Origin of the sequence: Halopseudomonas nanhaiensis (genome assembly GCF_020025155.1) — a bacterium.
Lineage (GTDB): Bacteria > Pseudomonadota > Gammaproteobacteria > Pseudomonadales > Pseudomonadaceae > Halopseudomonas > Halopseudomonas nanhaiensis.
The window spans coordinates 3,302,027-3,328,269 of the sequence record NZ_CP073751.1; the positions used below are offsets into that span (position 1 = coordinate 3,302,027).

Annotated in this window: 30 protein-coding genes and 1 riboswitch; of the genes, 14 read left to right on the forward strand and 16 right to left on the reverse strand. The window is 63.4% G+C overall.

Features of this window, described 5'->3' with window-relative positions; translation table 11 throughout:
* Window positions 1-121 precede the first annotated feature (121 nt).
* From crp to KEM63_RS15170, 8 genes are all read left to right on the forward strand, one after another.
* The gene (gene crp, locus KEM63_RS15135; RefSeq protein WP_223653080.1) at window positions 122-766 is read left to right on the forward strand and encodes a cAMP-activated global transcriptional regulator CRP; all 645 of its coding nucleotides are present in this window, start codon (window positions 122-124) and stop codon (window positions 764-766) included.
* 61 nt (window positions 767-827) lie between these two features.
* The gene (locus tag KEM63_RS15140; protein ID WP_223653082.1) at window positions 828-2,180 is read left to right on the forward strand and encodes an adenosylmethionine--8-amino-7-oxononanoate transaminase; all 1,353 of its coding nucleotides are present in this window, start codon (window positions 828-830) and stop codon (window positions 2,178-2,180) included.
* A 3-nt stretch (window positions 2,181-2,183) separates the two neighbouring features.
* Window positions 2,184-2,906, forward strand: a complete 723-nt coding sequence (locus KEM63_RS15145; protein WP_223653084.1) for a 16S rRNA (uracil(1498)-N(3))-methyltransferase — start codon at window positions 2,184-2,186, stop codon at window positions 2,904-2,906.
* 37 nt (window positions 2,907-2,943) lie between these two features.
* Window positions 2,944-3,720 (forward strand): sulfite exporter TauE/SafE family protein, encoded by a 777-nt coding sequence (locus tag KEM63_RS15150; protein WP_223653085.1) that lies wholly within the window; start codon window positions 2,944-2,946, stop codon window positions 3,718-3,720.
* Between the two features lie 70 nt (window positions 3,721-3,790).
* Window positions 3,791-4,027, forward strand: a complete 237-nt coding sequence (locus KEM63_RS15155; RefSeq protein WP_223653087.1) for an exodeoxyribonuclease VII small subunit — start codon at window positions 3,791-3,793, stop codon at window positions 4,025-4,027.
* Window positions 4,024-4,911, forward strand: a complete 888-nt coding sequence (ispA, locus tag KEM63_RS15160) for a (2E,6E)-farnesyl diphosphate synthase (protein WP_223653088.1) — start codon at window positions 4,024-4,026, stop codon at window positions 4,909-4,911. Before KEM63_RS15155 ends, ispA begins: the two co-directional genes overlap by 4 nt.
* 142 nt (window positions 4,912-5,053) lie before the next feature.
* Entirely contained in the window at window positions 5,054-6,967 is a 1,914-nt protein-coding gene (gene dxs / locus KEM63_RS15165) for a 1-deoxy-D-xylulose-5-phosphate synthase (protein WP_223653089.1), read from the forward strand.
* A 29-nt stretch (window positions 6,968-6,996) separates the two neighbouring features.
* A riboswitch (cobalamin riboswitch) is annotated at window positions 6,997-7,191 on the forward strand.
* A 105-nt stretch (window positions 7,192-7,296) separates the two neighbouring features.
* On the forward strand, window positions 7,297-9,111 hold the full coding sequence (locus KEM63_RS15170) for a TonB-dependent receptor domain-containing protein (protein WP_223653090.1): 1,815 nt from the start codon (window positions 7,297-7,299) through the stop codon (window positions 9,109-9,111).
* Between the two features lie 50 nt (window positions 9,112-9,161).
* Here the strand turns inward: KEM63_RS15170 and KEM63_RS15175 are convergent, their stop codons facing one another.
* From KEM63_RS15175 to nrdR, 13 genes are all read right to left on the reverse strand, one after another.
* A complete protein-coding gene (locus KEM63_RS15175) occupies window positions 9,162-10,001 on the reverse strand; it encodes a cobalamin-binding protein (protein ID WP_223653091.1) in 840 nt (279 codons plus the stop codon).
* Entirely contained in the window at window positions 10,001-10,426 is a 426-nt protein-coding gene (locus tag KEM63_RS15180) for a hypothetical protein (protein WP_223653092.1), read from the reverse strand. The genes KEM63_RS15175 and KEM63_RS15180 overlap by 1 nt, the downstream gene beginning before the upstream one ends.
* On the reverse strand, window positions 10,426-11,037 hold the full coding sequence (gene ribA, locus KEM63_RS15185) for a GTP cyclohydrolase II (RefSeq protein ID WP_223653093.1): 612 nt from the start codon (window positions 11,035-11,037) through the stop codon (window positions 10,426-10,428). Before ribA ends, KEM63_RS15180 begins: the two co-directional genes overlap by 1 nt.
* Window positions 11,038-11,154: 117 nt before the next feature.
* Window positions 11,155-11,805 (reverse strand): retropepsin-like aspartic protease family protein, encoded by a 651-nt coding sequence (locus tag KEM63_RS15190; RefSeq protein WP_223653095.1) that lies wholly within the window; start codon window positions 11,803-11,805, stop codon window positions 11,155-11,157.
* Between the two features lie 66 nt (window positions 11,806-11,871).
* Entirely contained in the window at window positions 11,872-12,366 is a 495-nt protein-coding gene (locus KEM63_RS15195) for a phosphatidylglycerophosphatase A family protein (protein ID WP_223653097.1), read from the reverse strand.
* Complete coding sequence (gene thiL / locus KEM63_RS15200; RefSeq protein WP_423747867.1) at window positions 12,359-13,348, reverse strand: thiamine-phosphate kinase; 990 nt, start codon at window positions 13,346-13,348, stop codon at window positions 12,359-12,361. The genes KEM63_RS15195 and thiL overlap by 8 nt, the downstream gene beginning before the upstream one ends.
* Window positions 13,349-13,374: 26 nt before the next feature.
* Window positions 13,375-13,854, reverse strand: a complete 480-nt coding sequence (nusB, locus tag KEM63_RS15205; RefSeq protein WP_223653102.1) for a transcription antitermination factor NusB — start codon at window positions 13,852-13,854, stop codon at window positions 13,375-13,377.
* The gene (ribH, locus tag KEM63_RS15210; protein WP_223653104.1) at window positions 13,855-14,331 is read right to left on the reverse strand and encodes a 6,7-dimethyl-8-ribityllumazine synthase; all 477 of its coding nucleotides are present in this window, start codon (window positions 14,329-14,331) and stop codon (window positions 13,855-13,857) included.
* A 58-nt stretch (window positions 14,332-14,389) separates the two neighbouring features.
* The gene (gene ribBA / locus KEM63_RS15215) at window positions 14,390-15,484 is read right to left on the reverse strand and encodes a bifunctional 3,4-dihydroxy-2-butanone-4-phosphate synthase/GTP cyclohydrolase II (protein ID WP_223653106.1); all 1,095 of its coding nucleotides are present in this window, start codon (window positions 15,482-15,484) and stop codon (window positions 14,390-14,392) included.
* Window positions 15,485-15,507: 23 nt separating this feature from the next.
* Window positions 15,508-16,173: a riboflavin synthase gene (locus tag KEM63_RS15220; protein WP_223653107.1), complete on the reverse strand. Its 666-nt coding sequence runs from the start codon at window positions 16,171-16,173 to the stop codon at window positions 15,508-15,510.
* 24 nt (window positions 16,174-16,197) lie between these two features.
* Window positions 16,198-17,454 carry a sodium:proton antiporter NhaD gene (gene nhaD, locus KEM63_RS15225; protein WP_223653109.1) on the reverse strand — a complete coding sequence of 419 codons (1,257 nt, stop codon included), beginning with the start codon at window positions 17,452-17,454 and terminating at the stop codon, window positions 16,198-16,200.
* 12 nt (window positions 17,455-17,466) lie between these two features.
* The gene (gene ribD, locus KEM63_RS15230; protein WP_223653111.1) at window positions 17,467-18,606 is read right to left on the reverse strand and encodes a bifunctional diaminohydroxyphosphoribosylaminopyrimidine deaminase/5-amino-6-(5-phosphoribosylamino)uracil reductase RibD; all 1,140 of its coding nucleotides are present in this window, start codon (window positions 18,604-18,606) and stop codon (window positions 17,467-17,469) included.
* A complete protein-coding gene (gene nrdR, locus KEM63_RS15235; protein ID WP_223653113.1) occupies window positions 18,593-19,063 on the reverse strand; it encodes a transcriptional regulator NrdR in 471 nt (156 codons plus the stop codon). Before nrdR ends, ribD begins: the two co-directional genes overlap by 14 nt.
* 110 nt (window positions 19,064-19,173) lie before the next feature.
* Here nrdR and KEM63_RS15240 point away from each other — a divergent pair, with 110 nt between their 5' ends.
* The 6 genes from KEM63_RS15240 to KEM63_RS15265 all read left to right on the forward strand — a co-directional run bounded on the left by KEM63_RS15240 (window position 19,174) and on the right by KEM63_RS15265 (window position 23,979).
* Window positions 19,174-19,827: a class I SAM-dependent methyltransferase gene (locus tag KEM63_RS15240; RefSeq protein WP_223653115.1), complete on the forward strand. Its 654-nt coding sequence runs from the start codon at window positions 19,174-19,176 to the stop codon at window positions 19,825-19,827.
* A gap of 57 nt (window positions 19,828-19,884) precedes the next feature.
* The gene (gene trxA, locus KEM63_RS15245; protein WP_223653117.1) at window positions 19,885-20,760 is read left to right on the forward strand and encodes a thioredoxin; all 876 of its coding nucleotides are present in this window, start codon (window positions 19,885-19,887) and stop codon (window positions 20,758-20,760) included.
* A 79-nt stretch (window positions 20,761-20,839) separates the two neighbouring features.
* Entirely contained in the window at window positions 20,840-21,448 is a 609-nt protein-coding gene (locus KEM63_RS15250; protein WP_223653126.1) for a DUF2796 domain-containing protein, read from the forward strand.
* Between the two features lie 48 nt (window positions 21,449-21,496).
* Window positions 21,497-22,204, forward strand: a complete 708-nt coding sequence (locus KEM63_RS15255; protein WP_223653128.1) for an ABC transporter ATP-binding protein — start codon at window positions 21,497-21,499, stop codon at window positions 22,202-22,204.
* The gene (locus tag KEM63_RS15260; protein WP_223653129.1) at window positions 22,204-23,466 is read left to right on the forward strand and encodes an ABC transporter permease; all 1,263 of its coding nucleotides are present in this window, start codon (window positions 22,204-22,206) and stop codon (window positions 23,464-23,466) included. Before KEM63_RS15255 ends, KEM63_RS15260 begins: the two co-directional genes overlap by 1 nt.
* Before the next feature lie 3 nt (window positions 23,467-23,469).
* The gene (locus KEM63_RS15265; RefSeq protein WP_223653132.1) at window positions 23,470-23,979 is read left to right on the forward strand and encodes a DUF3299 domain-containing protein; all 510 of its coding nucleotides are present in this window, start codon (window positions 23,470-23,472) and stop codon (window positions 23,977-23,979) included.
* Here the strand turns inward: KEM63_RS15265 and KEM63_RS15270 are convergent.
* Genes KEM63_RS15270 through KEM63_RS15280 form a run of 3 tightly spaced genes read right to left on the reverse strand, consistent with a single transcriptional unit; the run spans window position 23,973 to window position 26,241 of the window.
* Window positions 23,973-25,082, reverse strand: coding sequence for a tetratricopeptide repeat protein (locus KEM63_RS15270; RefSeq protein ID WP_223653134.1), 1,110 nt, complete (start codon window positions 25,080-25,082; stop codon window positions 23,973-23,975). The genes KEM63_RS15265 and KEM63_RS15270 overlap by 7 nt on opposite strands.
* The gene (locus KEM63_RS15275; RefSeq protein WP_223653136.1) at window positions 25,079-25,816 is read right to left on the reverse strand and encodes an energy transducer TonB; all 738 of its coding nucleotides are present in this window, start codon (window positions 25,814-25,816) and stop codon (window positions 25,079-25,081) included. The genes KEM63_RS15270 and KEM63_RS15275 overlap by 4 nt, the downstream gene beginning before the upstream one ends.
* Window positions 25,816-26,241, reverse strand: a complete 426-nt coding sequence (locus tag KEM63_RS15280; protein ID WP_223653137.1) for an ExbD/TolR family protein — start codon at window positions 26,239-26,241, stop codon at window positions 25,816-25,818. The genes KEM63_RS15275 and KEM63_RS15280 overlap by 1 nt, the downstream gene beginning before the upstream one ends.
* Window positions 26,242-26,243 lie beyond the last annotated feature (2 nt).

Consider the following 26,243-nt stretch of genomic DNA (forward strand, 5'->3'; position numbering starts at 1 on the left):
AGCTCGAGGCTCTCTGGATCGACCCGCTATACCGGTACGCTCGAAAAATAAGAAGTCTGCAAGCCCGCCAACTGCCTCTGCCCGGCGAGCCTGACACGCTTCACTGCCAGGAAAACAAGTAATGGTTGCGACTGCCCTGACACCGAAAATAAAGAATCTCGACGCCTACCTCGCCCACTGTCACCGCCGCAAATTCGCCGCTCGCAGCACCATCATCCATGCCGGGGATGTCTCCGACAGCCTGTTCTACATCGTCAAGGGCTCGGTCACGATCCTGATCGAGGATGAACACGGCCGGGAGATGATCATCGCCTACCTGAACCAGGGGGACTTCTTCGGCGAGATGGGACTGTTCGACCAGTCCGCCGCGCAGCAGGATCGCAGCGCCTGGGTCCGCGCCAAGACCGAGTGTGAGGTCGCCGAGGTCAGCTACAGCAAGTTTCGCGAGCTTAGCCAGCGCGATCCCGACCTGCTCTACGCAGTCGGCCGTCAGATGGCCGAGCGGCTGCGCAACACCACTCGCAAGGTCGGTAACCTGGCCTTTCTCGATGTCACCGGCCGTGTGGCTGGCAGTCTGTTGGAACTGTGCAAACAGCCCGACGCGATGACGCACCCGGACGGCATGCAGATCAAGATCACCCGCCAGGAAATCGGCCGCATAGTAGGCTGCTCTCGCGAGATGGTCGGCCGCGTGCTGAAAAGCCTCGAGGAACAGGGGTTGATAGAGGTCAAGGGCAAGACCATGGTCATCTACGGCACCCGCTGAACTGCAGCCCTTCGACCGCTCATGTACAATCGTCCGGATGAATTCCGATGGCGAGGCGATTATGGGCTTGAACAACCAGTGGATGCAGCGCGACATTTCGGTTCTGTGGCATCCCTGCACCCAGATGAAAGATCACGAGCACATGCCCATCATTCCGGTGAAACGGGGTGAAGGCGTGTGGCTGCATGACTTCGAAGGCAATCGGTACCTTGATGCGGTCAGCTCCTGGTGGGTGAATGTCTTCGGCCACGCCAATCCCTACATCAACGACCGGATCAAGCAACAGCTCGACACGCTCGAACACGTTATTCTCGGCGGCTTCAGTCACCCGGCGGTGATCGAGCTGTCGGAGCGTCTGGTGGACATCACCCCTGCATCGCTCACCCGTTGCTTCTATGCCGACAACGGCTCGTCGTGCATCGAAGTGGCACTGAAGATGAGCTTTCACTACTGGCTCAACAAGGGTCAGCCGAAGAAGAAGCGCTTCATCAACCTGTCCAACAGTTATCACGGCGAAACGCTTGCCGCGCTGGCTGTCGGTGACGTAGGCCTGTACAAGGCGACCTACGAGCCGCTGCTGATGGGTGTGATCACCGTACCGTCACCCGACTGCTACGAACGTGAACCCGGGACCACCTGGGAAGAGCACAGCCGCACAATGTTCGAGCATATGGAACGCGCCCTCGCCGAGAATCATGAAGAGGTCGCAGCGGTGATCGTCGAGCCGCTGATCCAGTGTGCGGCTGGGATGCGCATGTACCATCCGGTGTATCTCAAGCTGCTGCGCGAAGCCTGTGACCGCTACGGGGTTCACCTGATTCACGACGAAATCGCGGTTGGATTCGGCCGCACCGGCACCCTGTTCGCCTGTGAGCAGGCCGGCATTACACCTGACTTCCTGTGTTTGTCCAAGGCACTGACCGGCGGCTATCTGCCCATGGCGGTGTGCATGACCAACGACGACGTGTATGACGCCTTCTACGATGATTACGAAAGCATGCGCGCGTTTTTGCACTCGCACAGCTACACCGGCAATCCGCTGGCCTGCGCGGCGGCCCTCGCCACGCTGGATCTGTTCGAACAGAACAACGTGATCGAAGCAAACAAGGTGCTGTCCGCGCGCATGGCCAGCGCAACGGCGCACTTCGTCGATCATCCGCACGTAGCCGAGGTTCGCCAGACCGGCATGGTGCTGGCTATCGAGATGGTCAAGGACAAGGCCAACCGTACGCCCTACCCCTGGCAGGAGCGGCGCGGCATCCGGGTCTATCAGCATGGCCTGAAGAACGAAGCCCTGCTGCGTCCGCTCGGCAGTGTGGTGTATTTCATGCCACCCTATGTCATCACACCGGACCAGATCGATCATCTGGCTGCCGTCGCCTGGGAAGGCATTCAGCTGGCGACGCGGGACTGAAGGGTGCGTGTCTCGCGCTTTCATCTCGATGCCGACCTCTGCGAAGGCGAACACCTGCTCGAAGGTGACCTGGCGCACTACGTGGGGCGCGTCCTCCGGTTGAGCCCGGGGGCCGCCATACAGGTATTCAACGGCAGCGGCCAGGAGTGGCCTGGACAGATCACCGAGGTGGGCAAACGCGAGGTCAGGGTTACGCTTGGGCCGTCCGTCGCCGGCCTCGCCGAGCCCGCCCTCACGGTACATCTGGGCCAGGCGCTCTCACGCGGAGAGCGGATGGACTGGGCCATCCAGAAGGCGGTGGAGCTCGGCGTCAGCGAGATCACGCCCCTGTTCACCGAGCGTTGTGAAGTGAAGCTGCAAGGCGAACGCGCCGACAAGCGTCAAGGTCACTGGCAGCAGATTGCAGTCAGCGCCTGTGAACAGTGTGGGCGCAGTGTCATCCCGATCATCCACCCTCCCCAGCAACTGGATGCCTGGCTGGAATCACTGCAGTGCGAGCTCAAGCTGGTTCTGCACCATCGCACCGAGCAGGATCTGTCCAGTCGGCCCCGCCCCGCATCGATCGGCCTGCTCATCGGCCCCGAGGGCGGGCTCTCGCCAGAGGAAATCAGCCGGGCGGTCGCCGCGGAGTTCGTTGCGGCGCGCTTCGGTCCCCGGGTGTTGCGCACGGAAACGGCGCCCGTGGTCGCGCTGAGTGTCGTTCAGCAGCTGTGGGGCGATTTCTAGCGCAGCGCTTGCCTTTCTTCCTCGATCAGGAACCAGCATGGATTTGATGCAGATTGCGCTGATCGCCCTGGGCGGTTTCGCCGCCGGAGCGATGAACGCGCTGGCGGGGGGCGGCACGTTCTTCTCCTTTCCCACGCTGCTTGCGGTTGGCATCGCTCCGGTTACCGCCAACGCCACCAATGCCGTGGCGCTGTGGCCGGCCAGCGTCTCCGCTGCGCTGGCGCTGCGCCCGGAACTGCGGCGTCTGTCGTTCCGCCGCTATCTGGTCCCGTTGATGATCGCGGCCGCCGCCGGCGGCCTGGCTGGCGGCCTCCTGCTGCTGCTCACCAGCAATCAGATGTTTTACACCCTGGTGCCCTGGCTGCTGCTGCTGGCTACGCTGCTGTTTACCTTCAGCGCCTGGCTGGGCAAACAGGTGGCACGGCTCGATACCGCTCAGCGTGGACGCGAACATCTGACGCCGGCCGGTTTCTGCTCGCAGCTGGTCGTCTCGCTGTACGGCGGGTTCTTCGGTGCCGGGATGGGCATCATGATGATCGCCAGTCTGGCGATCTCCGGGCATACGCAGATCGCCCGCATCAACGCGATCAAGAGCCTGATGTCGTCGGTCATCTACAGCGTCGCCGCACTGACTTTCATCATTGCCGGCGCAGTGCACTGGCCGGCACTGGGCATCATGCTCGTGGGCACCATCAGCGGTGGCTATTGTGGTGGACTGATCGCCCGCTGGCTGCCCAACATCTGGCTTCGCCGGGTCGTCACGGTGATCGCCTGGTCGTTGACGCTATATTATTTTCACGACGTGTATGCCTGATTGATTCCCCGGGTCGGCTTGGGTAATGTTCGCCGGGACCCGATCCAGTCCAGATAACCGAGGTAACCGCATGGCCCGGAAGAAACCGGTGGTTTTTGAACAGTCGCTTGGCGAACTGCAGGCACTGGTCGAGCGGCTGGAAAGCGGCGACCTGAGTCTGGAACAGTCGCTGACAGCCTTCGAGCAGGGTGTCGCCCTGACCCGGGAATGCCAGCAGGCGCTGACACTCGCCGAACAGAAGGTTCAACAGCTGATCGAGCAGAACGGTGCACTGACGACCACCCCCTTCGACGGCGAAGCCGAATGAGTCCCTTTGCCGATTACCTGCAGCATTGTCAGGAGCGCATCAATCGGCATCTGACCGCTCAGCTGGTTAATCAGCACCCCCTGCTCGACCGACTCTACGCCGCCATGCGCTACAGCGTGACCATCGGCGGTAAACGCGTCCGACCGCTGCTGGCCTACGCCAGCTGCGAAGCCTTGGGCGGAGAATTCGAGCAGGCCGACAGCGCCGCGGCGGCAGTGGAACTGATCCACGCCTACTCACTGATTCATGATGATCTTCCGGCGATGGACGATGATGACCTTCGCCGCGGTCAGCCGACCTGTCACCGCGCCTACGACGAAGCGACCGCCATTCTCGCCGGTGACGGACTGCAGGCATTGGCTTTCGACTGGCTGGCGAAGGAAGAGCACTACAGCCCGGCGACGCGGCTGGACATGATCCGCTTGCTCGCCACGGCCGCCGGCCCGCAGGGGATGGTTGGCGGTCAGGCGATCGACCTCGGCTCGGTTGGCCGGAAGCTCGATCTGGCCACGCTGGAAGACATGCATCTGCACAAGACCGGGGCGCTGATCAGTGCCGCAGTCCAGCTCGGCGCCCTGGCCAGCACTCGGGCCACGCCGGAGCACTTGCACAGCCTGCGCAGCTACGCCCGGGCGATCGGTCTGGCGTTTCAGGTGCAGGACGATATTCTCGACGTGCAGAGCGACACCGCCACGCTGGGCAAGCGTCAGGGTGCCGACATCGCCCGCGACAAACCGACTTATCCGGCCCTGCTGGGGCTCGCGCAGGCCCAGACCCTCGCCCTGCAGCTGCGTGACCAGGCGCTGGAATCGCTGGAAGGTCTTGGTGCGAATGCCTCGCGCCTGCGCCAGCTCGCCGATTACATCGTTCAGCGCCGGTTCTGAAGGCTTGCTCATCCGGCCTCGGACCGGTCTGCGGAACCGTGGCCAGCCGCAAACCGGCAGCGCAGTTGGGCAAGCCGAGTCAATCGGGTAAACTGCCGGTTTGATTTTTCGCCAGCGCGCTGGCACCCAGAGTGCAGTATCGATGCCGAGTACCTTTCACGAAATACCACGCGAGCGTCCTAGCACCCCGCTGCTGGACAGCATCGACGACACCGCGACACTGCGCCGGCTGGACGATGACAGCCTGCTCGTGCTCGCAGACGAGCTGCGTGCGTTTCTGTTGTGGAGCGTAGGTCAGACCGGCGGACACTTCGGTGCCGGTCTCGGCGTCATCGAGCTGACCATCGCGCTGCACTATGTCTATCAGACGCCGGTGGACCGGCTGGTATGGGATGTGGGCCACCAGGCCTATCCGCACAAGATCCTTACCGGCCGACGCGAACGGATGCAGACCCTGCGCCAGAAGGACGGCCTGGCCGCCTTCCCCCGCCGCAGCGAAAGCCCCTATGACACCTTCGGCGTGGGACACTCGAGCACCTCCATCAGCGCTGCCATGGGCATGGCGGTGGCCGCGCGTCTGCGCGGTCTGGAGCAGCGCACGGTCGCGGTCATCGGCGATGGCGCACTGACTGCCGGCATGGCGTTCGAAGCGCTCAATCATGCCTCCGACGTCGAGCCGGACATGCTGGTGGTCCTCAACGACAATGACATGTCCATCTCGCGCAACGTTGGTGGTCTGTCCAACTATCTGGCCAAGATTCTCTCCAGCCGCACCTACTCGCATGTTCGCGAGGGCAGCAAGAAGGTCCTGTCGAAGATTCCCCAGGCCTGGGAGCTGGTACGGCGCACCGAAGAACATGCCAAGGGCATGCTGGTGCCGGGGACCATGTTCGAGGAGCTGGGCTGGAACTACATCGGTCCTATCGATGGGCACGATCTGCCGACTCTGGTGACCACGCTGAAGAACATGCGCAAGCTCAAGGGGCCGCAGTTTCTACATGTGATCACCCAGAAGGGCCGGGGCTTTTCTCCGGCTGAAGCCGATCCTATCGGCTATCACGCGATTACCAAGCTGGAGCCCAAACCCGCTCCGGCGACACCGGCAAGCGCCAGCAAACCGAAATACTCCAACGTTTTCGGTCAATGGCTGTGCGACATGGCTGCACAGGACAAACGCCTGGTCGGGATCACCCCGGCGATGAAGGAAGGCTCCGACCTGATCGCCTTCAGCGAACGCTTTCCGGACCGCTACTTCGACGTTGCCATCGCCGAGCAGCATGCAGTGACCCTGGCGGCAGGCATGGCCTGCGAAGGCATGAAGCCGGTTGTGGCGATCTATTCGACCTTCCTGCAACGTGCCTACGATCAACTGGTGCATGACGTCGCAGTGCAGAATCTCGATGTCCTGTTCGCCATCGACCGTGCGGGCCTGGTCGGCGAAGATGGGCCGACCCATGCGGGCAGTTTCGATCTGTCGTACCTGCGGTGCCTGCCCAACATGGTCATCATGGCCCCGGCCGATGAAAACGAAACGCGGCAGATGCTCAGCACCGGCTTCCTGTTTTCCGGTCCGGCCGCTGTCCGCTATCCGCGCGGCATCGGCCCGGGCGCAGCAATCGACCCGTCGCTCGAACCGTTGCCAATCGGCAAGGGTGTGATTACCCGCCAGGGTAGCGCGGTCGCCATGCTCTGCTTCGGCACCTTGCACGCCAACGCACTGACCGCTGCCGCCTCGCTGGACGCCACCGTGGCCAACATGCGCTTTATCAAGCCGCTGGATACCGATCTACTTCGCCAGCTGGCAGAGGACCACGACCTGCTGGTTACCGTCGAGGAAAATGCCGTCATGGGTGGTGCCGGCAGCGCGGTGAACGAGTGGCTGCTTGCCGAAGGCATCAGCAAGCCCGTTCTCAACCTCGGACTTCCAGACATCTACGTCGAACACGCCAAGCCATCGGAAATGCTGGTTGAATGCGGTCTTGACGCCCCCGGTATCGAGAAGGCAGTACGCGCTCGGCTGGCACTGTCTGGTGAACCGACGATCAGGCAGGCTTGACCCCATCGCGCCGAACCAATAAAGTCCGTCGGCTTTTCAATCGCAGGGTGCCCGGTTATGCCGGGTGAAACGGGAAGTCGGTGCAACTCCGACGCTGCCCCCGCAACGGTAAACGACCGCAGGCCAGGCCTGCAGAGCGCGCCATCAGCCACTGTGCTTCAGCATGGGAAGGCGGCCCGCTCGATGTCGTGAGCCCGGAGACCGGCCCTGATGATTGCTGAGGTGACGCGGAGGGCGCCACCGGTCAGCGCAGGCGTGCGGCCGATTCCCTTCGAACCTCAAGCCTGGCCGACTTTCGCCCTCCTCAAAAGCTGCTTTTGAGGATATTCATGAACAAGTCGTTGTTTCTGCTACCTGCCCTGCTTCTGCCGACCGGCGCGCTCGCGGCCGGCCCCCTCGCCCTGAGCGACAGCATTATCACTGCCTCGCGGCAGCCCCAGCCAGCCGGCAGCACTGCCGCTGCCAGCAACGTGTTTACCCGCGCCGATATCGAACGACTGCAGCCCCGATCCGTGGCCGAGCTGCTACGGCGCATCCCTGGCGTATCAATCACCACCAACGGTGGATTGGGCAGCCTGACCACCCTGTCGATGCGCGGCACCAGCGCGACGCAAAGCCTGGTGCTGGTGGATGGCCAGCGCATCGGTAGTGCATCGGCCGGCCAGCCCAGCCTGGAGTTTTTGAATATCGAGAACATCGAGCGCATCGAGGTCATCCGCGGGCCGCGCTCGGCGATCTATGGTTCGGATGCGATCGGCGGTGTAATTCAGATATTCACCCGTCGGGGTACCCCGGGCCTGCAGCCCAGATTGAAGCTGGGTATCGGCAGCAATCAGACCTATGTGCGCAGCCTGGGGCTCTCCGGCGGCGACGCGCGCACGACATTCGACATCGGCGCAACCTTGAGCGAGACCGCCGGCTTCGACCGCACGCGCCACAATCAGGGCGGGGACCAGGATCGCGACGGCTACCGCAACGAGGCTTACAACCTGAGCGTCGATCATTGGGTGACCGACGCCGTTGAGCTGGGCGTCCGTTTAGCTGAACAATCGGGCAACACCGAGTACGACCTCTTTGGCAATCCAGAAGACGATTTCCGGCTGAGCACTGCGTCGACCCATCTGCAATGGCAGGCCAATCCGCTCTGGACGACACGCCTCGAGGCCGGTCATGCCGAAGACAAGCGCGACAGCCGCTATGATCTCGCGACATACACGTACAACACCTACCGCGATTCGGCCAGCTGGCTGAATACCTTGAAGCTGAGGGACGCGCACCAGCTGCAGGCTGGCCTGGATTGGTGCGAGGACCGCCTGCACAGCAACTCGAGCTTCACCCGGACCGAGCGTTACAATCAGGCTGCCTTCGTGCAATACCGGTTCGGCGGCGATCGCCTCGGCGTGGAGCTCGGTTGGAGGCACGATGACAACGAACAGTTCGGCCATGCCAACACACGCAATGCCGCACTGATCTTGCCGATTGCTGACGGCCAGAGCCTGGTGGCTTCCTATGGCGAAGGCTTCCGAGCTCCGACCTTCAACGACCTCTACACGGCCTTTGGCGCCAACCCACTACTGAACCCCGAGCGTTCCAAGAGCTACGAACTGCAATGGCGCGGCCAACTGGACCACGCCGACCTGCAGGTGGCTGCCTTTCGGACTGACATCGACGACATGATTCTCCTCGACCCGTTCTATGTGGCGCAGAACATCTCAGAGGCGAGAATTCACGGACTGGAACTGAGTGTGGGGATGGATGTGCTCGGCTGGGAAACCGCCGCCTCCGCGGCCTGGCTGGATCCCCGCGAGCGCGGAACCGGCAAGCAACTGCCGCGGCGGGCCAAGCGCACGCTGAGCATCGACGTCGATCGCCGGTTCGGCGATGTCGGCATCGGCTTCGGCGTGATCGCCAATAGTCAGCGCTATAACGACCGGGCCAACGCGCAAGCCCTGTCCGGCTTCGGCACGCTGGAGGCGCGGGCCAATTGGAATATGCTCCCTTCGCTGCGGTGGGATTTCAGCGTGAGCAACCTTCTTGAGCGTGACTATAGCCTGGCCAACTACTCGACGGCCGGACGTGTCTATTCTTACCAGGAGGAGCAGCTCAATGCGCGGCTGTCGATGACCTGGACGCCGGAGATGTGAAGTCGGCAGGCAGCACCCTGCTGACTGGGTGCTGCCTCCACGCCAGCCGGTCAGCGAACCTGGCCACCTTCGACAACGCTCTTGCTCGGATTCAACAGCCGGCAGAGCTCGGATACTCCCTCCGCGATGGCCGGAGTGGGTCTGACCAATGTGTCGCTGCGCAGCGCATATAGCCGCGCATGCCTGACGGCGGCAATGCCCTGATGGGCCCGCCAGCGGTTCAGCCATACCTGCGCCCGCTCCGATTGATCTGCCAGCGCGATGATGAATTCAGGATCTGCCGCCAGCACGGACTCGACGCTGACCTGCGGTGACAACCCGGCCTGGGAGTGAAAAATGTTTCTCGCTCCGCAATGACGCAGTGCATCACTAAGCAACTGTTCGCCGGCGATCGTGAAGATGGGGTCATCCCAGAGCTGCACGAACACCCTCGGCGGGCGCGTTCCGGCAGGTCGAGCCGTACGATCCAGTTGGGATCGGAAGGCGGCGCTCAGCTCAGCCGCTCGCTCCCTGCGCCCCAGCACACTGCCCAGCTCCACGGTCATCGCATCGATCTGCGCCAGCGTCTGTGGGTCGAAGCGACGCACGTCTATCCCCAGCGCCTCAAGACGCGTCAGCAGTTCGGCCGGATTGCCCGAGGTCCACGCCAGCACGAGGTCGGGACGGGCCACGACGATGCGTTCAAGCGACAGCGACTGGTAGGCGCCAACGCGTGGCACGGTCTCAAGCTTTTTGGGAAGCGACTGGTCATCGATCACGCCGACCAGCCGGTCTTGCGACTCGAACAGGACGACCATGTCGGTCAGAAAGGGCGCAAGACTGACGATACGCTCGGCAGACGACAGCGGAAGGCTGAGGCACAGCAGCGCGCCGGTCAGCCAGGCCCGCACTACTTCACCCAGGCAGACGGCGGGCGATAAAGCAGCATGATGCCCTGCGTGGCGAGTACCAGCAGAACCAGCGGCACCAGCTCGGCGGTGCATACATAGTGGAGCATGCCGACCCAGCCAGGCAGCTTGGCGTGCAGCAACCCCATCAGCTGCTGATGATGGAGCCGGCTCCAGGCGTCCTCGGCAGTCGTGGAGGTACTCTGTGCATCCGCCTCGATCAACGCGCGCTTGTAGGTGCGAAACCGCCATAGGGTCGGCGCCATGCTGAGCAGCCCGACGACGAACAGCAGCATTGCCCCTTCCGGCCAGGCCGGCTCCCAGTCACCGAGAAACCAGACCAGGGCGACTGGCAGTATGAGCGAGGCAGCACACTGCATCCGCCAGTTACGCTTCAATGCCTGCCAGTGAGTACGTGGCTCGACCATTATTCGACCTCGGCCTGATGCAGGTTGCCTAGCAGGTGGCCGAGCTTGCCCGCCTTGGTTGCCAGGTACTTGCTGTTATGCGGATTCTGTCCGAATTGCAGCGGCAGCCTGTCCGCCACGCCGATGCCGATATCTTCCAACGCCTTGACCTTGCGCGGGTTGTTGGTCAGCAGCTTGAGACTGGTGATCCCCAGATGCGCGAGCATCGGCTTGCAGATGGCGTAATCACGCTGATCGGCTCCGAAGCCCAGCTGTACGTTGGCCTCGACGGTGTCGGCACCATTGTCCTGCAGATGGTAGGCGCGGATCTTGTTCATGAGTCCGATACCGCGTCCTTCCTGACGCAGGTACAGAAGTGCGCCCCGACCTTCGGCAGCGATCGCCTTGAGCGCCGCCTCGAGCTGAAAGCCACAGTCGCAGCGCAGGCTGAACAGCGCATCACCGGTCAGACATTCCGAATGCAGCCTGCCGAGCACCGGCTGGCCGTCAGCGACGTCACCCATGGTCAGCACAACGTGCTCCTTGCCGGTACCCGGCTCGAGGAATCCATGCATGGTGAACGTGCCCCACTGGGTGGGAAGCTGGGATGACGCAACAAAGGTGACTGGCACTCCAATCTCCTGTCTGACCGCTTGAAAAGGGGGAGCTATAGTAGCAGGTGCTGCCCGTGGCGGCGACGCTCTCGCCCGGATGAATGTCGGCGCATGACGCGTTTGCCGCCGACTGTTTCAGTAACGCTGTTCGAGCACCATCACCGTGCCCTGGTCCTCCATCCGCACCCGACGCAGATAGCTCATGCCGAGCAGCACCTCGAGGGGAAAGGCACCTTCCAGAACCAGCCCGTCCACATTGCTCAGTTCGATGTTGCCGACCTTGACCCGCGCCAGACTGACCCGGTAACCGGAGACTTGCCCGCTGGCCGTGGTCGCCTTGATCGGCGTGCCGTCGAGCTTGTAGTCGACGCCAAGTCGCCTGGCCTGCTCGGAATTCATCGCCACGCTGGTCGCGCCGGTGTCCACCATGAACGCAACACCCTGACCGTTGATGGAGCCATTGGTGCGGTAGTGCCCGCCAGCGCCACGCGGGATGCTGACGCGGATCTTCTCGCGATCGGTATAGGCTTCGCTGTAGTCGGTCTCCAGACCGAACTCGCGCGCCTGCCCGTCGATACGCAGGGTCGCACTGCGGCTACTGGCGGCCAACAGCTCCACGCCCTGCGGGCCGGGCCGGCCGACGCGCAGCATGTGCCGCTGCCCATCGATGGTAACCACCGCTGCGTCATTGAACAGGCCCACCACCCTGACATCGGGCGCAGCAAGCACGCCTGCCGCAGGCAACATCAGTAAACACGCGAAGAGTGACAGTCGTATGGTCTTCATGCACAAGCGGTCCCTTGCCAGCTGATGACTCACGTTAGCGATGCGCAGAACGGCTGTCCAGCGCGTCTAGAGGCGCACGACGACCAGCTCGGCAAGCCACAGCACGCCGAGCGTCATGAAGCCGGCCAGAATATCGTCAAGCATGATGCCCAGCCCGCCACCAACCCGCCTGTCGACCCAGCCTATGGGCCAGGGCTTGGCGATGTCGAACAGACGAAACAGCACGAAGCCGGCTAGCAACCACGCCCAGCCTGGCGGCGCCAGCCAGAGCGCGATCCATACGCCGACAAACTCGTCCCAGACGATTCCGCCATGATCATGTACACCCAGATCATCGGCGGTGCGCTGACACAGCCAAATGCCGAGCAGCGTCGCCAGCACGATGACCAGCGCGTAACCCGCAACCGGCAGTTGCTGCCAGAGCAGGATGAACGGCATCGCCGCCAGCGTGCCCCAGGTACCGGGCGCGAACGGTGCGGCACCACTTCCGAAACCGAAGGCGAGGAAATGTACCGGGTTGCGCCATACCGAAGCCGGGACGGGCTCGCGGGATTCAGACACTCGTACCTCCGAAATGCTGATAGCCGGGGACTCCGGAATAGGTTTCCAGGCCGTCGCCACGGTCGAGCCAGACGCCCTCGCCGCCTACTACACGACCAATCACGGCAATCGGCCAGCCCGCGGCACGCCACACGGTGAGCTGCGCTTCGCTCGCGCGCGGCAGGGTGAACAGCAAGACGTAGTCGTCGCCCCCGCTGAGCATCCAGGCTTCACGCTGAGCGGCGGGCCAGTGTGCCAGTGCAGACGAGACGGGCACGTCGGCAAGGCGTATCTGCAGCCCCACCCCGCTCTCTTCGGCCAGATGGGCGGCGTCGGCCAGCAGGCCGTCGGACACGTCCAGCCCGGCGCTGGCCACCCGCGCCAGCTCCAGCCCGAACTCCCAATGCACCTGCGGTGCCCAGAACCGTCGACGCAAGTAATCGCGCTCGTCATCGTTGAGACTGGCCGGCAGCGCCTGGCCGGTTACTGCGGCCAGGCCGGCGGCACCATCTCCAAGCGGGCCGCTGACGCAGAGCAGGTCGCCCGGGTGCGCGCCGTCACGACGCATCTCCGCACCCCTGGCGACTTCACCAAAGACGGTCACGCCGATATTCAAGGGGCCGCGGGTAGTGTCGCCGCCGATCAGCGACATGCGAAGGTCGCCGGCCGCCGCAGCCAGCCCCTGCGAAAAACCCTCAAGCCAGGTTTCGTCGGTATCTGGAAGAGTAAGCGCCAGCGTGAACGCGACGGGCCGCGCGGCCATCGCTGCGAGATCACTGGCTGCCACGGCTAGCGCGCGATAGCCGAGATCGGCCGGGGCATACTGCGCGGGAAAATGAACGGACTCGACCAGCGAGTCCGTGGAGATGACACTGCGGAAGCCGGGGCGTACGTCGAGCAGAGCGGCATCATCGCCTATGCCCAACGCCACCCGCTGGCGATCACCGGCCTGTTCGAGGGCCTTGCTGCGAAAGAACCGGCGGACCAGCTCGAATTCACCCATTGGCATGCCGGCACTCCCCTGGCCTGTCAGCGTCCTCGGCGGGCGGCATTGACCTCGACGCTGCGCAGCGAAGGCGCGAGCTTGTCGAGGATACCGTTCACGTATTTGTGGCCATCGGTGGCGCCGAAGATCTTGGCCATCTCGATGCCTTCGTTGATCACCACCTTGTACGGTACATCGATACGCTTGAGCAACTCGTAGACGCCGATACGCAGGATCGCGAGCTCGACCGGATCGACTTCCTTCACCGGCCGGTCGAGTACCTTGCCCAGCTGTCCGTCGATTTCATCAAGCGAGCGCGGCACGCCGGTAAGCAGCTCATGGAAATAGGCGCCATCGACCTTGGCGAAGTCGTTATCGGTGCGAAACTGCGCTTCGATGTCGGACAGCGCCATGTCGGCGATCTGCCAGGAGTAAAGCGCCTGCACCGCGAAGCTGCGCGCCTTGCGGCGTGCGGATGCCTTGGGACGCCCGGCGTCGGCCGGGCGTTGATCGGAATCGGACACTTAAGCCCCCAGCTGCTTGATGACGCTGACCATCTCGATTGCCGACATGGCTGCTTCCGCGCCCTTGTTGCCGGCCTTGGTGCCGGAGCGTTCGATCGCCTGCTCGATGCTGTCGACGGTCAGCACGCCGAAGGCGACCGGAATACCGAACTCCAGCGACACGGCGCCGGTTCCCTTGACACATTCGCCCGCGACGTACTCGAAATGCGGCGTGCCCCCGCGAATGACCGCACCAAGCGTGATGATCGCATCGAACTGCGCGAGCTCGGCAACCTTCTTGACCATCAGCGGAATTTCGAAGGCGCCGGGGACCCGGACGATGGTGATGTCGGCTTCCTTGATGCCATGGCGCTTGAGGGTGTCGACAGCGCCGGCCACCAGGCTTTCCACCACAAAGCTGTTGAAACGGCCGACGATCAATGCGTAGCGGCCCTGGGCAGCGATGAAATCGCCTTCGATGGTACGGATAGCAGTCATGTTCACTCTCTCGTAAAGAACCGGCTGGACGCCTGGTCCAGCCGTGAATCGGGTACGTTTATTCGCAGGGGACGTATTCTACTACTTCCAGATCGAACCCGGATATGGCGTTGAACTTCATCGGCGCCGACATCAGGCGCATCTTGCGCACACCCAGGTCACGCAAGATCTGCGAACCGGCACCCACTGTATTGTAGGTCGCCGGGCGACGCACGGGCGGCTCCTCGCCGGCCAGCTGCTTGACGTGATGCAGCAGCTCGTCGCCTTCCATGTGTCCGCCGAGCAGCAGGACCACGCCGTGGCCTTCCTCGCTCAACCGTGCCATTGCAGCATGCAGCGTCCAGCGGCCCTCCTGGCGGACCATGAACAGGTCGCGCAACGGATCGGTATTGTGTACCCGAACCAGCGTGGGCTCTTCGGGCTGGATTTCGCCCAGCGTCAGCGCCATGTGCACGGTGCTGTCGAGCGTGTCGCGAAAGGTGACCAGATTGAAGCTGCCCAGCTCGGTATCGAGCGGCTGCTCGGACACGCGTTGCACGGTACGCTCGTTGAGCAGTCGGTAATGGATCATGTCGGCGATCGTGCCGATCTTCAGCCCGTGCTGCTCGGCGAAGGCTTCCAGCTCGGGACGACGCGACATGCTGCCGTCATCATTCATGATTTCACAGATGACGCCGGACTCGCCGAAGCCGGCCATGCGCGCCAGATCACACGCCGCTTCGGTATGCCCGGCGCGCGCCAGCACACCACCGGGCTGGGCCATCAACGGGAAAATGTGGCCCGGGCTGACGATATCCTCGGCCACAGCGTTGTGCGCAGCGGCAGCCTGCACGGTGCGGGCGCGGTCGGCAGCCGAGATGCCGGTGGTAACGCCTTCGGCAGCTTCAATGGAGACGGTGAACTTGGTGCCGAAGCCGGAACCGTTGCGCTGCACCATCAGAGGCAGACGCAGGCGCTCGCAACGTTCCAGGCTCATCGGCATGCAGATCAGGCCGCGACCGTGGCGCGCCATGAAGTTGATGTGCTCGGCGCGGCAGGCCTCGGCGGCCATGATCAGATCGCCCTCGTTCTCGCGGTCTTCGTCATCCATCAGGATGACCATCTTGCCGGCGTGGATGTCCTCGATCAGTTCTTCTACGGTATTGAGTTTCATCTGGCCCTCCCCGGGCACATGAATCAGGGCTTGAGGAAGCCATTCTCGGCGAGAAAGGCCAGATTGATACTGGATTTGCTGCCCGGATCGGCCGCCTTGTCACCCAGCAGCAGACGTTCCAGATACCGCGCGATGAGGTCGACTTCCAGGTTGACGGCGCGTCCGGTCTGATACTCGCCCATGATGGTTTCCTGCAGGGTATGCGGGACGATGTTCAGATCAAAGATTGCCCCGTCGACTGCATTCACCGTCAGACTCGTTCCATCCACGGTGATGGAACCCTTCTCGGCGATGTAGCGGGCCAGCGCAGCCGGCGCTTCGATACGGAAATGCCAGGAGCGCGCGTCTTCCTCCATCGAAACGACCGTGCCGACCCCGTCGACATGACCGCTGACCATATGCCCGCCCAGGCGTGACGAGGGCGTCAATGCCTTCTCCAGATTGACGCGGCTGCCGGCCTTCAGACCGGCCAACGCGCTGCGGCGCAAAGTTTCCTGGCTGACGTCGGCCCAGAACCCGTCTCCAGGTAACTCGACCGCGGTCAGGCAAACGCCGTTGACCGCGATGCTGTCACCCAGCTTCACATCGTTCAGGTCGAGCTTGCCGGTCTTCACGTACAGACGCACGTCGCCACCCTTGGGCTGCATGCTCTGAATCTGACCGACCGCTTCGATGATGCCCGTGAACATAGATTGCCTCTTCTCAGATGCGCGTCAGCCGACCAGCAGGCCGACGCCGTATACCGCTAGAAAGCCGAAGGCGAATGCCATCAGCAGCAGCCCGAAGCTGCGCAGGTATGTCATGAAGGTCAGGCCGGGCACCTTGCTCATCGCCACGATGCCCGCCGCGGAGCCGATTATAAGCAATGATCCGCCCACACCGACAGCATAAGTCAGGCCCATCCACTCGGCCGTGGTCATCTCCAGATCGGATTTGAGCAGCGCTGCAGTCAACGGTACGTTGTCGATCAGCGCCGACAGCAGTCCCATCAGGAAGTTAGCGCCCATCGGCGGCAACAGGTCGTAGAGCGCGGTGAGGCCCTGCAGCACCCCGATGAACTGCAGCATGCCGACCAGCAGCAACACACCAAGGAAGAACAGCAGGGTCTCGAATTCGATCGCGCGGATATATTCGAGGATCGGGTCGTTTTCGATGTCTTCGTTGAAAAAACGCGCGACCAGGAACATGACTGCCAGACCCGTGAGGAAGCTGAGCACCGGCGGGATGCTGAACAGCAGACTGCCGGCAATCGTGCCGAGGATGGTCAGCAGAAAGATTCCGGCGATGACCTTGTCGACGCCGCGTATCGGCTTGAGCGCGCTCTTCTGAATCATCACGTCGCCGCTCAGACCAACCGACAGCAGCGCGGCCAACAGCAAGACGGCCAGCAGAGCCGGGAAGGCCAGCAGCAGCAGATGGGTGATCTCCACCTTGTTCGCGAGGAAAATCATCAGTGTGGTGACGTCGCCGGTGATCATCGCCACCCCGCCGGAATTGACCGCGAACACCACCAGTGTGGCGAAGCGCAGCGTCTTGCGCAGCTCCAGATTGAGGCTGACCACCAGCGCGATGGATACCAGCGTCGCGGTGATGTTGTCGGCGATCGACGAGAACACGAAGCAGAACAGACCAGTCAGGAACAGCAGCTTGCGCTCGGTGATGTTCGCCGGAAGTATCGAGTAGATGATGTTCTCGATCAGCCCCTTCTTGTTCAGGTAGGCAACGAACGTCATGGTTGCCAGCAGGAACAGCCAGAGGCTGGCGATATCGGTAATGTTGTGGTTAAGCGCGGCCTGCACACGCTCGCGAAATGCCGGATCAGGCGCCGCTATGAACAGCACCATCCAGGCAAGCGCGCCGAAGAACAGCACCACCTTGGCCTTGTTTACATGTATGACTTCTTCGAACACGACACCCAGAAACGCTGCGATCGCCATGAGGATCAACAGGACCTGCACACCGCTTTGCATGATGGAACACTCTCAGGAAGGAAAAATCGGTCTCGCCGTGATGCGCCAGTCCCGGCCGACAACCCGCAGGTCGATCACATCGAGGTCCATGGCGTCAGCCATGCTGTCGATGGGCAGATCCAGTAGCGGTCGCGCCCGACTGCCGAGCAGCCGTGGCGCCATGTAAACAATCAATTCATCGACCAGGCCAGCCTGGAGGAACGCGCCGGCCAGCCCGGCACCGGATTCGACGAGCAGCTCGTTGCACTGGCGCTCGCCGAGTTCTTCGACCAGCACCTTGAGATCCACGTGTTCGCCAGCCGCATCCGGCAGCGTCAGCAGCTCGGCTCCGGCGAAGCCGTAGTCCTGCTCCCGTCCGCGCACGCCCCGGCAGACGACCAGCACAGGACCCGTCTGGTGAAACAGGCGGCTTTCGAGCGGCACGCGCATGCGACCATCAATCAGCACTCGCAGCGGTTGACGGGCAGCCGCCGCCTCGGCCTCGGCGGCAGGCAGGCCCAGCTCGGCGGCGCGCACGGTAAGCGCCGAATCATCCAGCAGTACGCTGTCGGCACCGCTGACGATCGCACTGCTGCGGGCGCGCAGACGCTGAACATCGGCGCGCGCGTCCGGCCCGGTAATCCACTGACTCTCGCCGTTCGCCATCGCCGTGCGTCCGTCCAGACTCATGGCCAGCTTCACCCGCACATAGGGCAGTCCGGTACGCATGCGCTTGATGAAGCCGGGATTGAGCGCCGCGGCCTCGGCCTCGAGCAGGCCGCATGCGACATCGATGCCTGCCTGGCGAAGCCGCTCCAGGCCACGCCCGGCGACCTGCGGGTTCGGATCCTGCATGGCAGCCACAACTCGCGCCACCCCTGCATCGATCAGGGCATTGGCACAAGGCGGCGTCTTGCCGAAGTGGCTGCAGGGCTCGAGGGTGACGTATGCGGTAGCGCCCCGGGCGCGATCACCGGCCTGGCGCAGCGCGTTGACTTCCGCATGCCCTTCGCCGGCCCGGACATGCCAGCCCTCTCCGACCACCTGGTCGCCCTTGACCAGTACGCAGCCGACCCGCGGATTCGGCTCGGTGGTGTACAGACCGCGCGCAGCCAGCTCCAGCGCCCGCGCCATGTGCGAACGGTCGAGACCGTCCTGTTCAGACGTTGTCATCGCGCTCGCGCCTGGACAGCCGTTCGATTTCTTCGCGGAACTGGTTGAGGTCCTGAAAGCGACGATAGACCGAAGCGAAGCGAATGTAGGCGACTTCGTCGAGCTGCTTGAGCTCGTTCATGACCATCTCGCCTACTACCATGGCTTTCACTTCCCGCTCCCCGGTGGCACGCAACCGATGCTTGATATGGCTGATCGCCGCCTCGATCTGCTCGACGCTCACGGGGCGCTTTTCCAGCGCCCGGAGCAGGCCGGCACGCAACTTGTCTTCGTCGAACGGCTGTCGGCGCCCGTCCTGCTTGATGACGCGAGGCAGAACCAGTTCGGCCGTTTCGAAGGTAGTGAAGCGCTCCTGGCAGGCAAGGCATTCCCGCCGACGCCGAACCTGGTCGCCATCGGCCACCAGGCGTGAGTCGATCACCTTGGTGTCATGGGCAGTACAGAACGGACAATGCATGGGAAGTGAATCCTGGCCGCGGGAAATGAGCGCTGCACATGTTACTCCCTTGTCAGCTGCGAATAAATCGGCCCGGCTGTAGAATACGCGCTTTTGCGGGGGTCAAGGCGATGCTGCGAGCGCAACTGGAAGCCGAGCTGCAAAGGGTGCTCAGCGAGGCACGGCTTTGTAAGTCGAACCTTCCCGGGCTGCCGGAGCTGAGTCTGTGGTTGCTCGATCCGGTCAATCTGGATCGCGCCTTCGCCGCCGAAGAAACCCGCCGGCTGCTCGAAGCGCCGCCTTACTGGGGCTTCTGCTGGGGCAGCGGCCTGGCCCTGGCGCGCTGGGTGCTCGACAACCCCGATCACGTTCGCGGCAAGCGGATTCTCGATTTCGGCGCCGGGTCAGGTATCGTCGCCCTCGCCTGTCGCCTCGCCGGCGCCAGCGAGAGCATCGCCTGTGATCTGGATGGCCCGGCGTTACAGGCCTGCGCGCTGAACGCAGAGCTCAACGGCATCGATCTGCAACTGGCTGAGGACTATTTTGCGGTAACCGGCGATATCGACCTGATCATTGCCGCCGATGTGCTATACGACAGCGGCAACCGGCCGTTTCTGGATCGGTTTCGCCAGCGCGCCAGCACGGTGCTGGTCGCCGACAGTCGGGTGCGTGATCTGCAGCACCCCGGTTTCAGCAGGCTGCAGATGCTTAGCGGGCAAACCCTGCCGGACCTGGGCGAGCCCGCTGAATTCCGGCAGGTGGCGCTGTACCAGGCAGTGTCTTGAATCACCGCCACCCAGCCACCATATACTGTCCCATCACTCAATACCGGGCCCCATCGCATGAGCCAACCGACCTACATCTTCGACGTGACTGCCGACGACTTCGAGCGCTACGTCCTCGACAATTCCTTCCACAAGCCGGTGCTGGTGGATTTCTGGGCCGACTGGTGCGCGCCGTGCAAGGCGCTGATGCCGGTCCTGGCGAAGATCGTCGAAGGCATGCAGGGCGAATTGTTGCTGGCGAAGGTCAACTGTGACGAGCAGGCAGCGCTGACCGAGCGCTTCGGCATACGCAGCCTGCCAACGGTGGTGCTGTTCAAGGACGGACAGCCGGTCGACGGATTTGCCGGTATCCAGCCGGAAAGTGCGATCCGGGCGATGATCGAACCTTATGTCAACGCAGCGGAGCCCGTCCCGGCGCCGGGTACCAACCTGATCGAACAGGCCACCGAACTGCTCGAGGCCGGCGAGGCCGAGCAGGCTGTCACTGTGCTGCAGACGGCTGATCAGGAGGCTCGCGACGAGCCATTTCTGCTGTTGCTGGCCCGCGCATTGATCGCGGCCAGGCGGCCCGATGAAGCGCAGCAGATCGTCGACTCGATTCCTGAAAGCGATGCCAGCAAACAGACTCTGGCAGGCCTGCGCGCGCAGTTGAACTTTGCCAGCGAAGCGTCGACGCTGCCGCCCCGGGACGATCTGCAGGCGCGCCTCGGTAACAGCGCCGATACCGAAGCGCTCTATCAACTGGCGTTGCTGGATCTGGCCGAAGGTCGTTATGAACCTGCTCTGGACGCTTTGATGCGCCTGTTCCAGACCGAACGCGGGTATGCCGACAACAGCCCGCAGCGCAGCCTGTTGCAAGTCTTCGACGCCCTGGGAGGGCAGCACCCCCTCACCATCCAGTATCGCCGCAAGATGTACCAGGCGCTCTACTGAGCAGGCAGCCGGTGAGGCGGCTGCTGTCGCCAACACTATAGTTATAAGATAACATCCGATATTTCAGCGGAGGTTAAACATGAAGCGGATTCGCCCTGCCCTGGCTGTATGCTGTGTCGCATTACCCCTTCTGGCCCATGCGCAGCACCATGACCACGATCACCATCACGAAGATGGCGCTCAACCTGGCGTGCACCAGCACGGTGTTGGCGCCCTCAACCTGGCGCTGGATGGGCATGTACTGGAGCTGGAACTGTCCGGGCCGGCCGACAATTTCCTCGGGTTCGAGCACATGCCGACCAACGAGTCCGAGCGCCAGCAGGCTCAGCGAGTGCTCAAGACTCTGCGCGAACCCGGCAGCCTGTACATTCTCCCCGCCGAGGCCGGCTGCGTCGCCGAGTCGGCGGACATACACAGCGCTCTGCTCGAGGCTGTCCAGACCCAGGCCAGCGGAAACGACTCCCCACCCGAGCACGAGCACGAGCACGAGCACGAGCAAAGTGAAACCCATCAGGACATTGCCGCACACTACCGCTTCCGCTGCGACAACCCCGACGCGCTCGACCGCATCGAACTGGCGCTGTTCAGCGTGTTTCCCAACACCGAGAAACTGCTGATCCAGAGCGTGGGTACCCGTGGTCAGCAGGGCGGCGAAGTCACCGCTACCCAGCCGGAAGTGAAGCTGTAAGATAGACGCCAGTCACTTCGCCACAGCCCAGGGAGTTGCCCACCACGCATGGTCGCCGAGATCATTCACATCGAATCGCTGCGCTATGCCTGGCCGGGCCAACCGCCCTTGCTGGCGATCGACGACCTGCGGCTGGGCCGCGGCGAACGGGTGTTTCTGAAAGGCCCCTCCGGCAGCGGCAAGACCACCTTGCTGGGATTGATCGGCGGGGTCCATCGTCCGGGAAGCGGCGTGGTACGGCTGCTGGGAAAGGACCTCGCGGCGCTGTCTTCGGCCGGCCGCGACCGCTTTCGGGCCGACCATACCGGTTACATTTTCCAGATGTTCAATCTGCTGCCGTATCTGTCGGTCATCGACAACGTCACCCTCGCCTGCCGTTTTTCCGCGCTCCGATGCAAACGTGCGCTGGCCGAGCACGACAATCTTGAAGCAGCCGCCAGAACGCTGCTGATCGGACTCGGGCTGCAGGAGGCGCAGCTGCGCAAACCGGTCAATGAGCTGTCTGTCGGGCAGCAGCAACGCGTCGCGGCGGCACGCGCGCTGATTGGCAAACCCGAACTGATCATTGCCGACGAGCCGACCTCTGCGCTGGACGCCGATACGCGCGAGGTGTTCATCCGGATCCTGTTCGACGAATGCGCTCGGGCCGGCACCAGCCTGTTGTTCGTCAGTCACGACGCCTCGCTGGAAAACCTGTTCGATCGCAGCCTCTCGCTCGAGCGGTTGAATCAGACCTCTACACGGGAGCGGCGCTGATGTATCTGCTGCGGCTGTCATTCAAGAGCCTGGCCAACCGGCGCTTCACTGCCTTGCTGACGGTTCTGGCGATTGCGCTGAGCGTGGCCCTGTTGCTAGGCGTGGAGCGTATCCGGACGGAGGCCCGGGCCAGTTTCGCCAATACCATCTCCGGCACCGATCTGATCGTCGGCGCACGCTCCGGCTCGGTGCAGCTGCTGCTGTATTCGGTTTTTCGCATCGGCAACGCGACCAATAACATCAGTTGGAACAGTTACCAGCACATGGCCAGCCACCCGCGCGTCGACTGGGCCATTCCCGTCTCGCTCGGCGATTCCCATCGCGGCTTCAAGGTCATGGGTACCGACACCGGCTATTTCGATCACTTCCGTCACGGAAAGCAGCAAGCGCTCGCGCTGTCGGAGGGGGTGGTCTTCGATGATCTCTACGACGCAGTGATCGGCGCCGACGTGGCGCGGGACCTCGGCTACGGCGTGGGCGACGAGATCGTTCTGGCACATGGCACCGGCTCGGTCAGTTTCATCGATCATGCGGACAAGCCGTTTCGCATCAGCGGCATTCTGGCGCGCACCGGGACCCCGGTCGACCGCACCGTACACATCAGCCTGGAGGGAATGCAGGCGATCCACCTAGGCTGGAATGGCGGCACACCGGCACGCGGCCCCAATCGGATCAGCGCTGACCAGGCACGTCAGGTCGATCTGACGCCCACCTCGATAACCGCCGTCCTGCTTGGCCTGGACAGTCGCATAGCCACCTTCGCCGTGCAGCGCGATGTCAATCAGTATCGTGGCGAGCCGCTCCAGGCAATCCTTCCGGGCGTCGCACTGCAGGAACTCTGGAGTCTGCTCGGCACTGCGGAAAAGGCTCTGCTGCTGGTATCGGGCTGCGTGGTGCTGACCGGCCTGATCGGCATGCTCACCGCAGTACTGGCCGGACTCAACGAGCGGCGTCGAGAGATGGCCATCTTGCGCTCGGTCGGCGCCCGCCCGCTGCACGTGTTCGGTCTGCTGCTAAGCGAAGCGCTGGCGCTGGCGCTGACCGGCATCGGGTGCGGGCTGATGATCCTGTACGCAGTGCTATGGCTTGCCAGGCCCTGGCTGCTGACCCACTATGGGCTCTTCATCGCGATTCAGCCGCCGGCGCCGACCGAGTGGCGGCTGTTGGGCGGGATCCTGCTTGCAAGCGTGCTGATCGGCTGCATCCCAGCCTGGCGCGCCTACCGGATGTCGCTGACCGACGGCTTATCGATACGGATCTGAACCATGCGCGCACCCTCCGCACTTCTTCTGGCACTGCTCTCCCTGTGGTCAGCCGCTGCGTTAGCTGTCGAAGAGCTGACCTGGGACGATCTCATTCCAGCGGGATATGAAGAGCCGATGCCCGCGCCGCAGACCATGCATGATCTGTCCAGCATGGGCGAGATGATCGATGAGACCGGTGATCCGGCCGAGCAACTGAACCCCGCTGCACCGGTGGTCTCGGAGTTGAACGGGCGCCAGGTGCGCCTGCCAGGTTACGTGGTGCCGCTGGACCTCAGCGAAGGTCGGGTGATCGAATTCCTGCTGGTCCCGTATTTCGGCGCTTGTATCCACGTACCGCCACCGCCGTCCAATCAGATCGTGCATGTCAGAACCAGCGAAGGGATAGAGCTCGACGCCCTGTACCAGCCGTTCTGGATCAGCGGGCCAATGCGGGTCGAACGAGTGGAGAGCGAATTGGCCGCGGCGGGTTACCAGATTAACGCCAGCACGATCGAGCCCTACGTCTACTGAGCCTCGTCGTCTTCAGCCTGAACTGCGTTCACGTAATCCTGCCATTGACCAATGGTGGCCAGCTGCGCTGCACTGGCACCTGAGCGCGCCCGCTCAAGGGTCGCCAGCAAATCCGCCCACTGCTGGTCTTCCAGTTGCAATCGCGCCACCTGCAACCAGTCGCCCGTCGCTCCAGTGCTGCCGGCCAGGGTCCTCCAGGCGGCGGTGGCACGTTCGCGATCCCTCGCTTGCAGCCATAGCTGGGCCAGCAGGCGCTGGCGCTGGGTGCTGCGCGACAGCAGGCCCTCGTCGAGAAGCGCCTGCAGCAACCGTGCAGCCTGCCAGGGGGCGCCAGCCTGTGTGTGCACCGCCACCAGATTGTGCAGATCCTGTTCACTTAGCGTCACGCCGCTCTCGTGGGCCAGCCTGAGCGTTGCCGCGGCGTCGATCTGCCGGCCATCGAGGCTTTGCATTCCGGCGAGTTGACGCCAGTGCTCGGCCTCTGCCGGCTGTCTGCGCAGCACCACGTGCAACCAGCGCTCGGCCTGACCATAACGCCCCAGCCGATGATTCATCCCTGCCAGCAGGCGGTACCACACTGCATCGACCTGCGGATCGGCCGTGACTACCTGTTCGGCCAGAGGGATCGCCTTGTCGTACTGTTCAAGCTCGTTGTAGGCCTGTACCAGCAGACGCTTGAGCGGGAGCGGCAACGGACCGCTGCGCTGCTGCGTCTCGAGCACGCGTACCGCCTCGCTGTAGCGCCCCTCGACCACCAGCAGTTGCGCAAGATTTCGCCGGTCCTGCGCCGCTGCCTGGTCATCCAGCACCTCATGCTCGAGTGCCCGCCTCAACCAGTCGATGGCGTCACCCGTACGATCCTGCGCAATCGCCAGATAGCCGAGGCGCTGCTGCACCAGCGCCAGTTCCAACGAGCCGTCCGGCAGGCTGCGGCGCACCGACTCCAACTGCTCACGCGCCTGCGCAGGACGGCCATCCTGCTGCAGGCGCTGGGCCTCTCTAAGTGCCTCGAATACGGCGGGCGACACCTGCTGCTGCGCCTGGACACCAGCGCTCACCAGCCATAGCGACAGTGCCCAGGCGATATGACGGGCGCCGTTCATCGACCTCGCCCCTGCAGCCGGAAGTACAATGTCTTGGTAGCCTCGCGCGGCACTGCCTGACCGTTCTCGCGTCGGGGAGTGAACCGCCAGCGGGCTGCCGCCCGCCGCGCTTCGCGATCGAACACTCCCGGCGGTTCGGCTTCGGTTACCTGCAGGTTGTCGACACGACCTTCTGCGGTGATGGTAAAACGGAGTATCACCTTGCCCTCGATTCCTGCCGCGCTGGCGCGCTGCGGGTAGTTGGGCGGAATGTCGACCAGCGGCGTCACGTCTTCTTCGACACCCGGCTCGCCCATGTCAGCCGGAGCGGGCGCTTCCGCCGGCGCTTCCGCCGGCGCTGGCGCGGCGCTGGAGGGCGCCGGCTCAGCAGGCGGCTGCGGCTCGCTCGGGGCAGCCACGAGGTTGTCGAGACTGGGCGCAGTGCTGATGCTGATGTCGGTTGGCACATCGGGAATCGCCAGATCAAGCGCGGCTTCCGGTTGCGCCGGCGCTGGCGGCGTTACCTCCGGCGGCGGTGGTTCAGGCGCGTCCGGTGGCTGCGGTCGCTCGGGTAGCGCGCGTCGCGGCTCACGCTCTTCGCTGCTGGTATCACTGACGCTGCGAACGAAACCGACCCGGGCCAGTTCTTCATCAGGTAGCTGGTCATCGCGCGGCGGCATGACCAGCAGGACCATCAGCCCGAACAGTGCCAGGGCGACCAGCATCGCAGCGCCGAGACTGACCAGCAGACGCATCAGCGCGTTCCGCCCGAACCTGAAGCCGTCGCCGCCAGTGCCACGTCGGCGACCCCGGCCAGTCGGACCTGATCCATGATACGGATGACCAGGCCGCTGCGGGCGTCACGGTCGGCCTGCACGACGACCGAGCTGTCCGGCTGATCGACCCGCATCCGCTCAACGGCAGCGCGGACCGAACGGATATCGACCTGCTGGCGATCGATCCATATCTCGCCGCTGGCATCCACGGCAATCAATATGTTGCCTCTGGGCTGGTTCTCGGCCGTGTCGGCAGACGGGGTCTGCACGGTGATACCGGCTTCCTTGATGAAGGAGCTGGTGACGATGAAGAAAATCAGCATGATGAAGACGATGTCCAGCATTGGCGTCAAATCGATGCCTGCCTCGTCTTCGCTGCTGGTGTGGTGCCTGCGCATGCGCATTG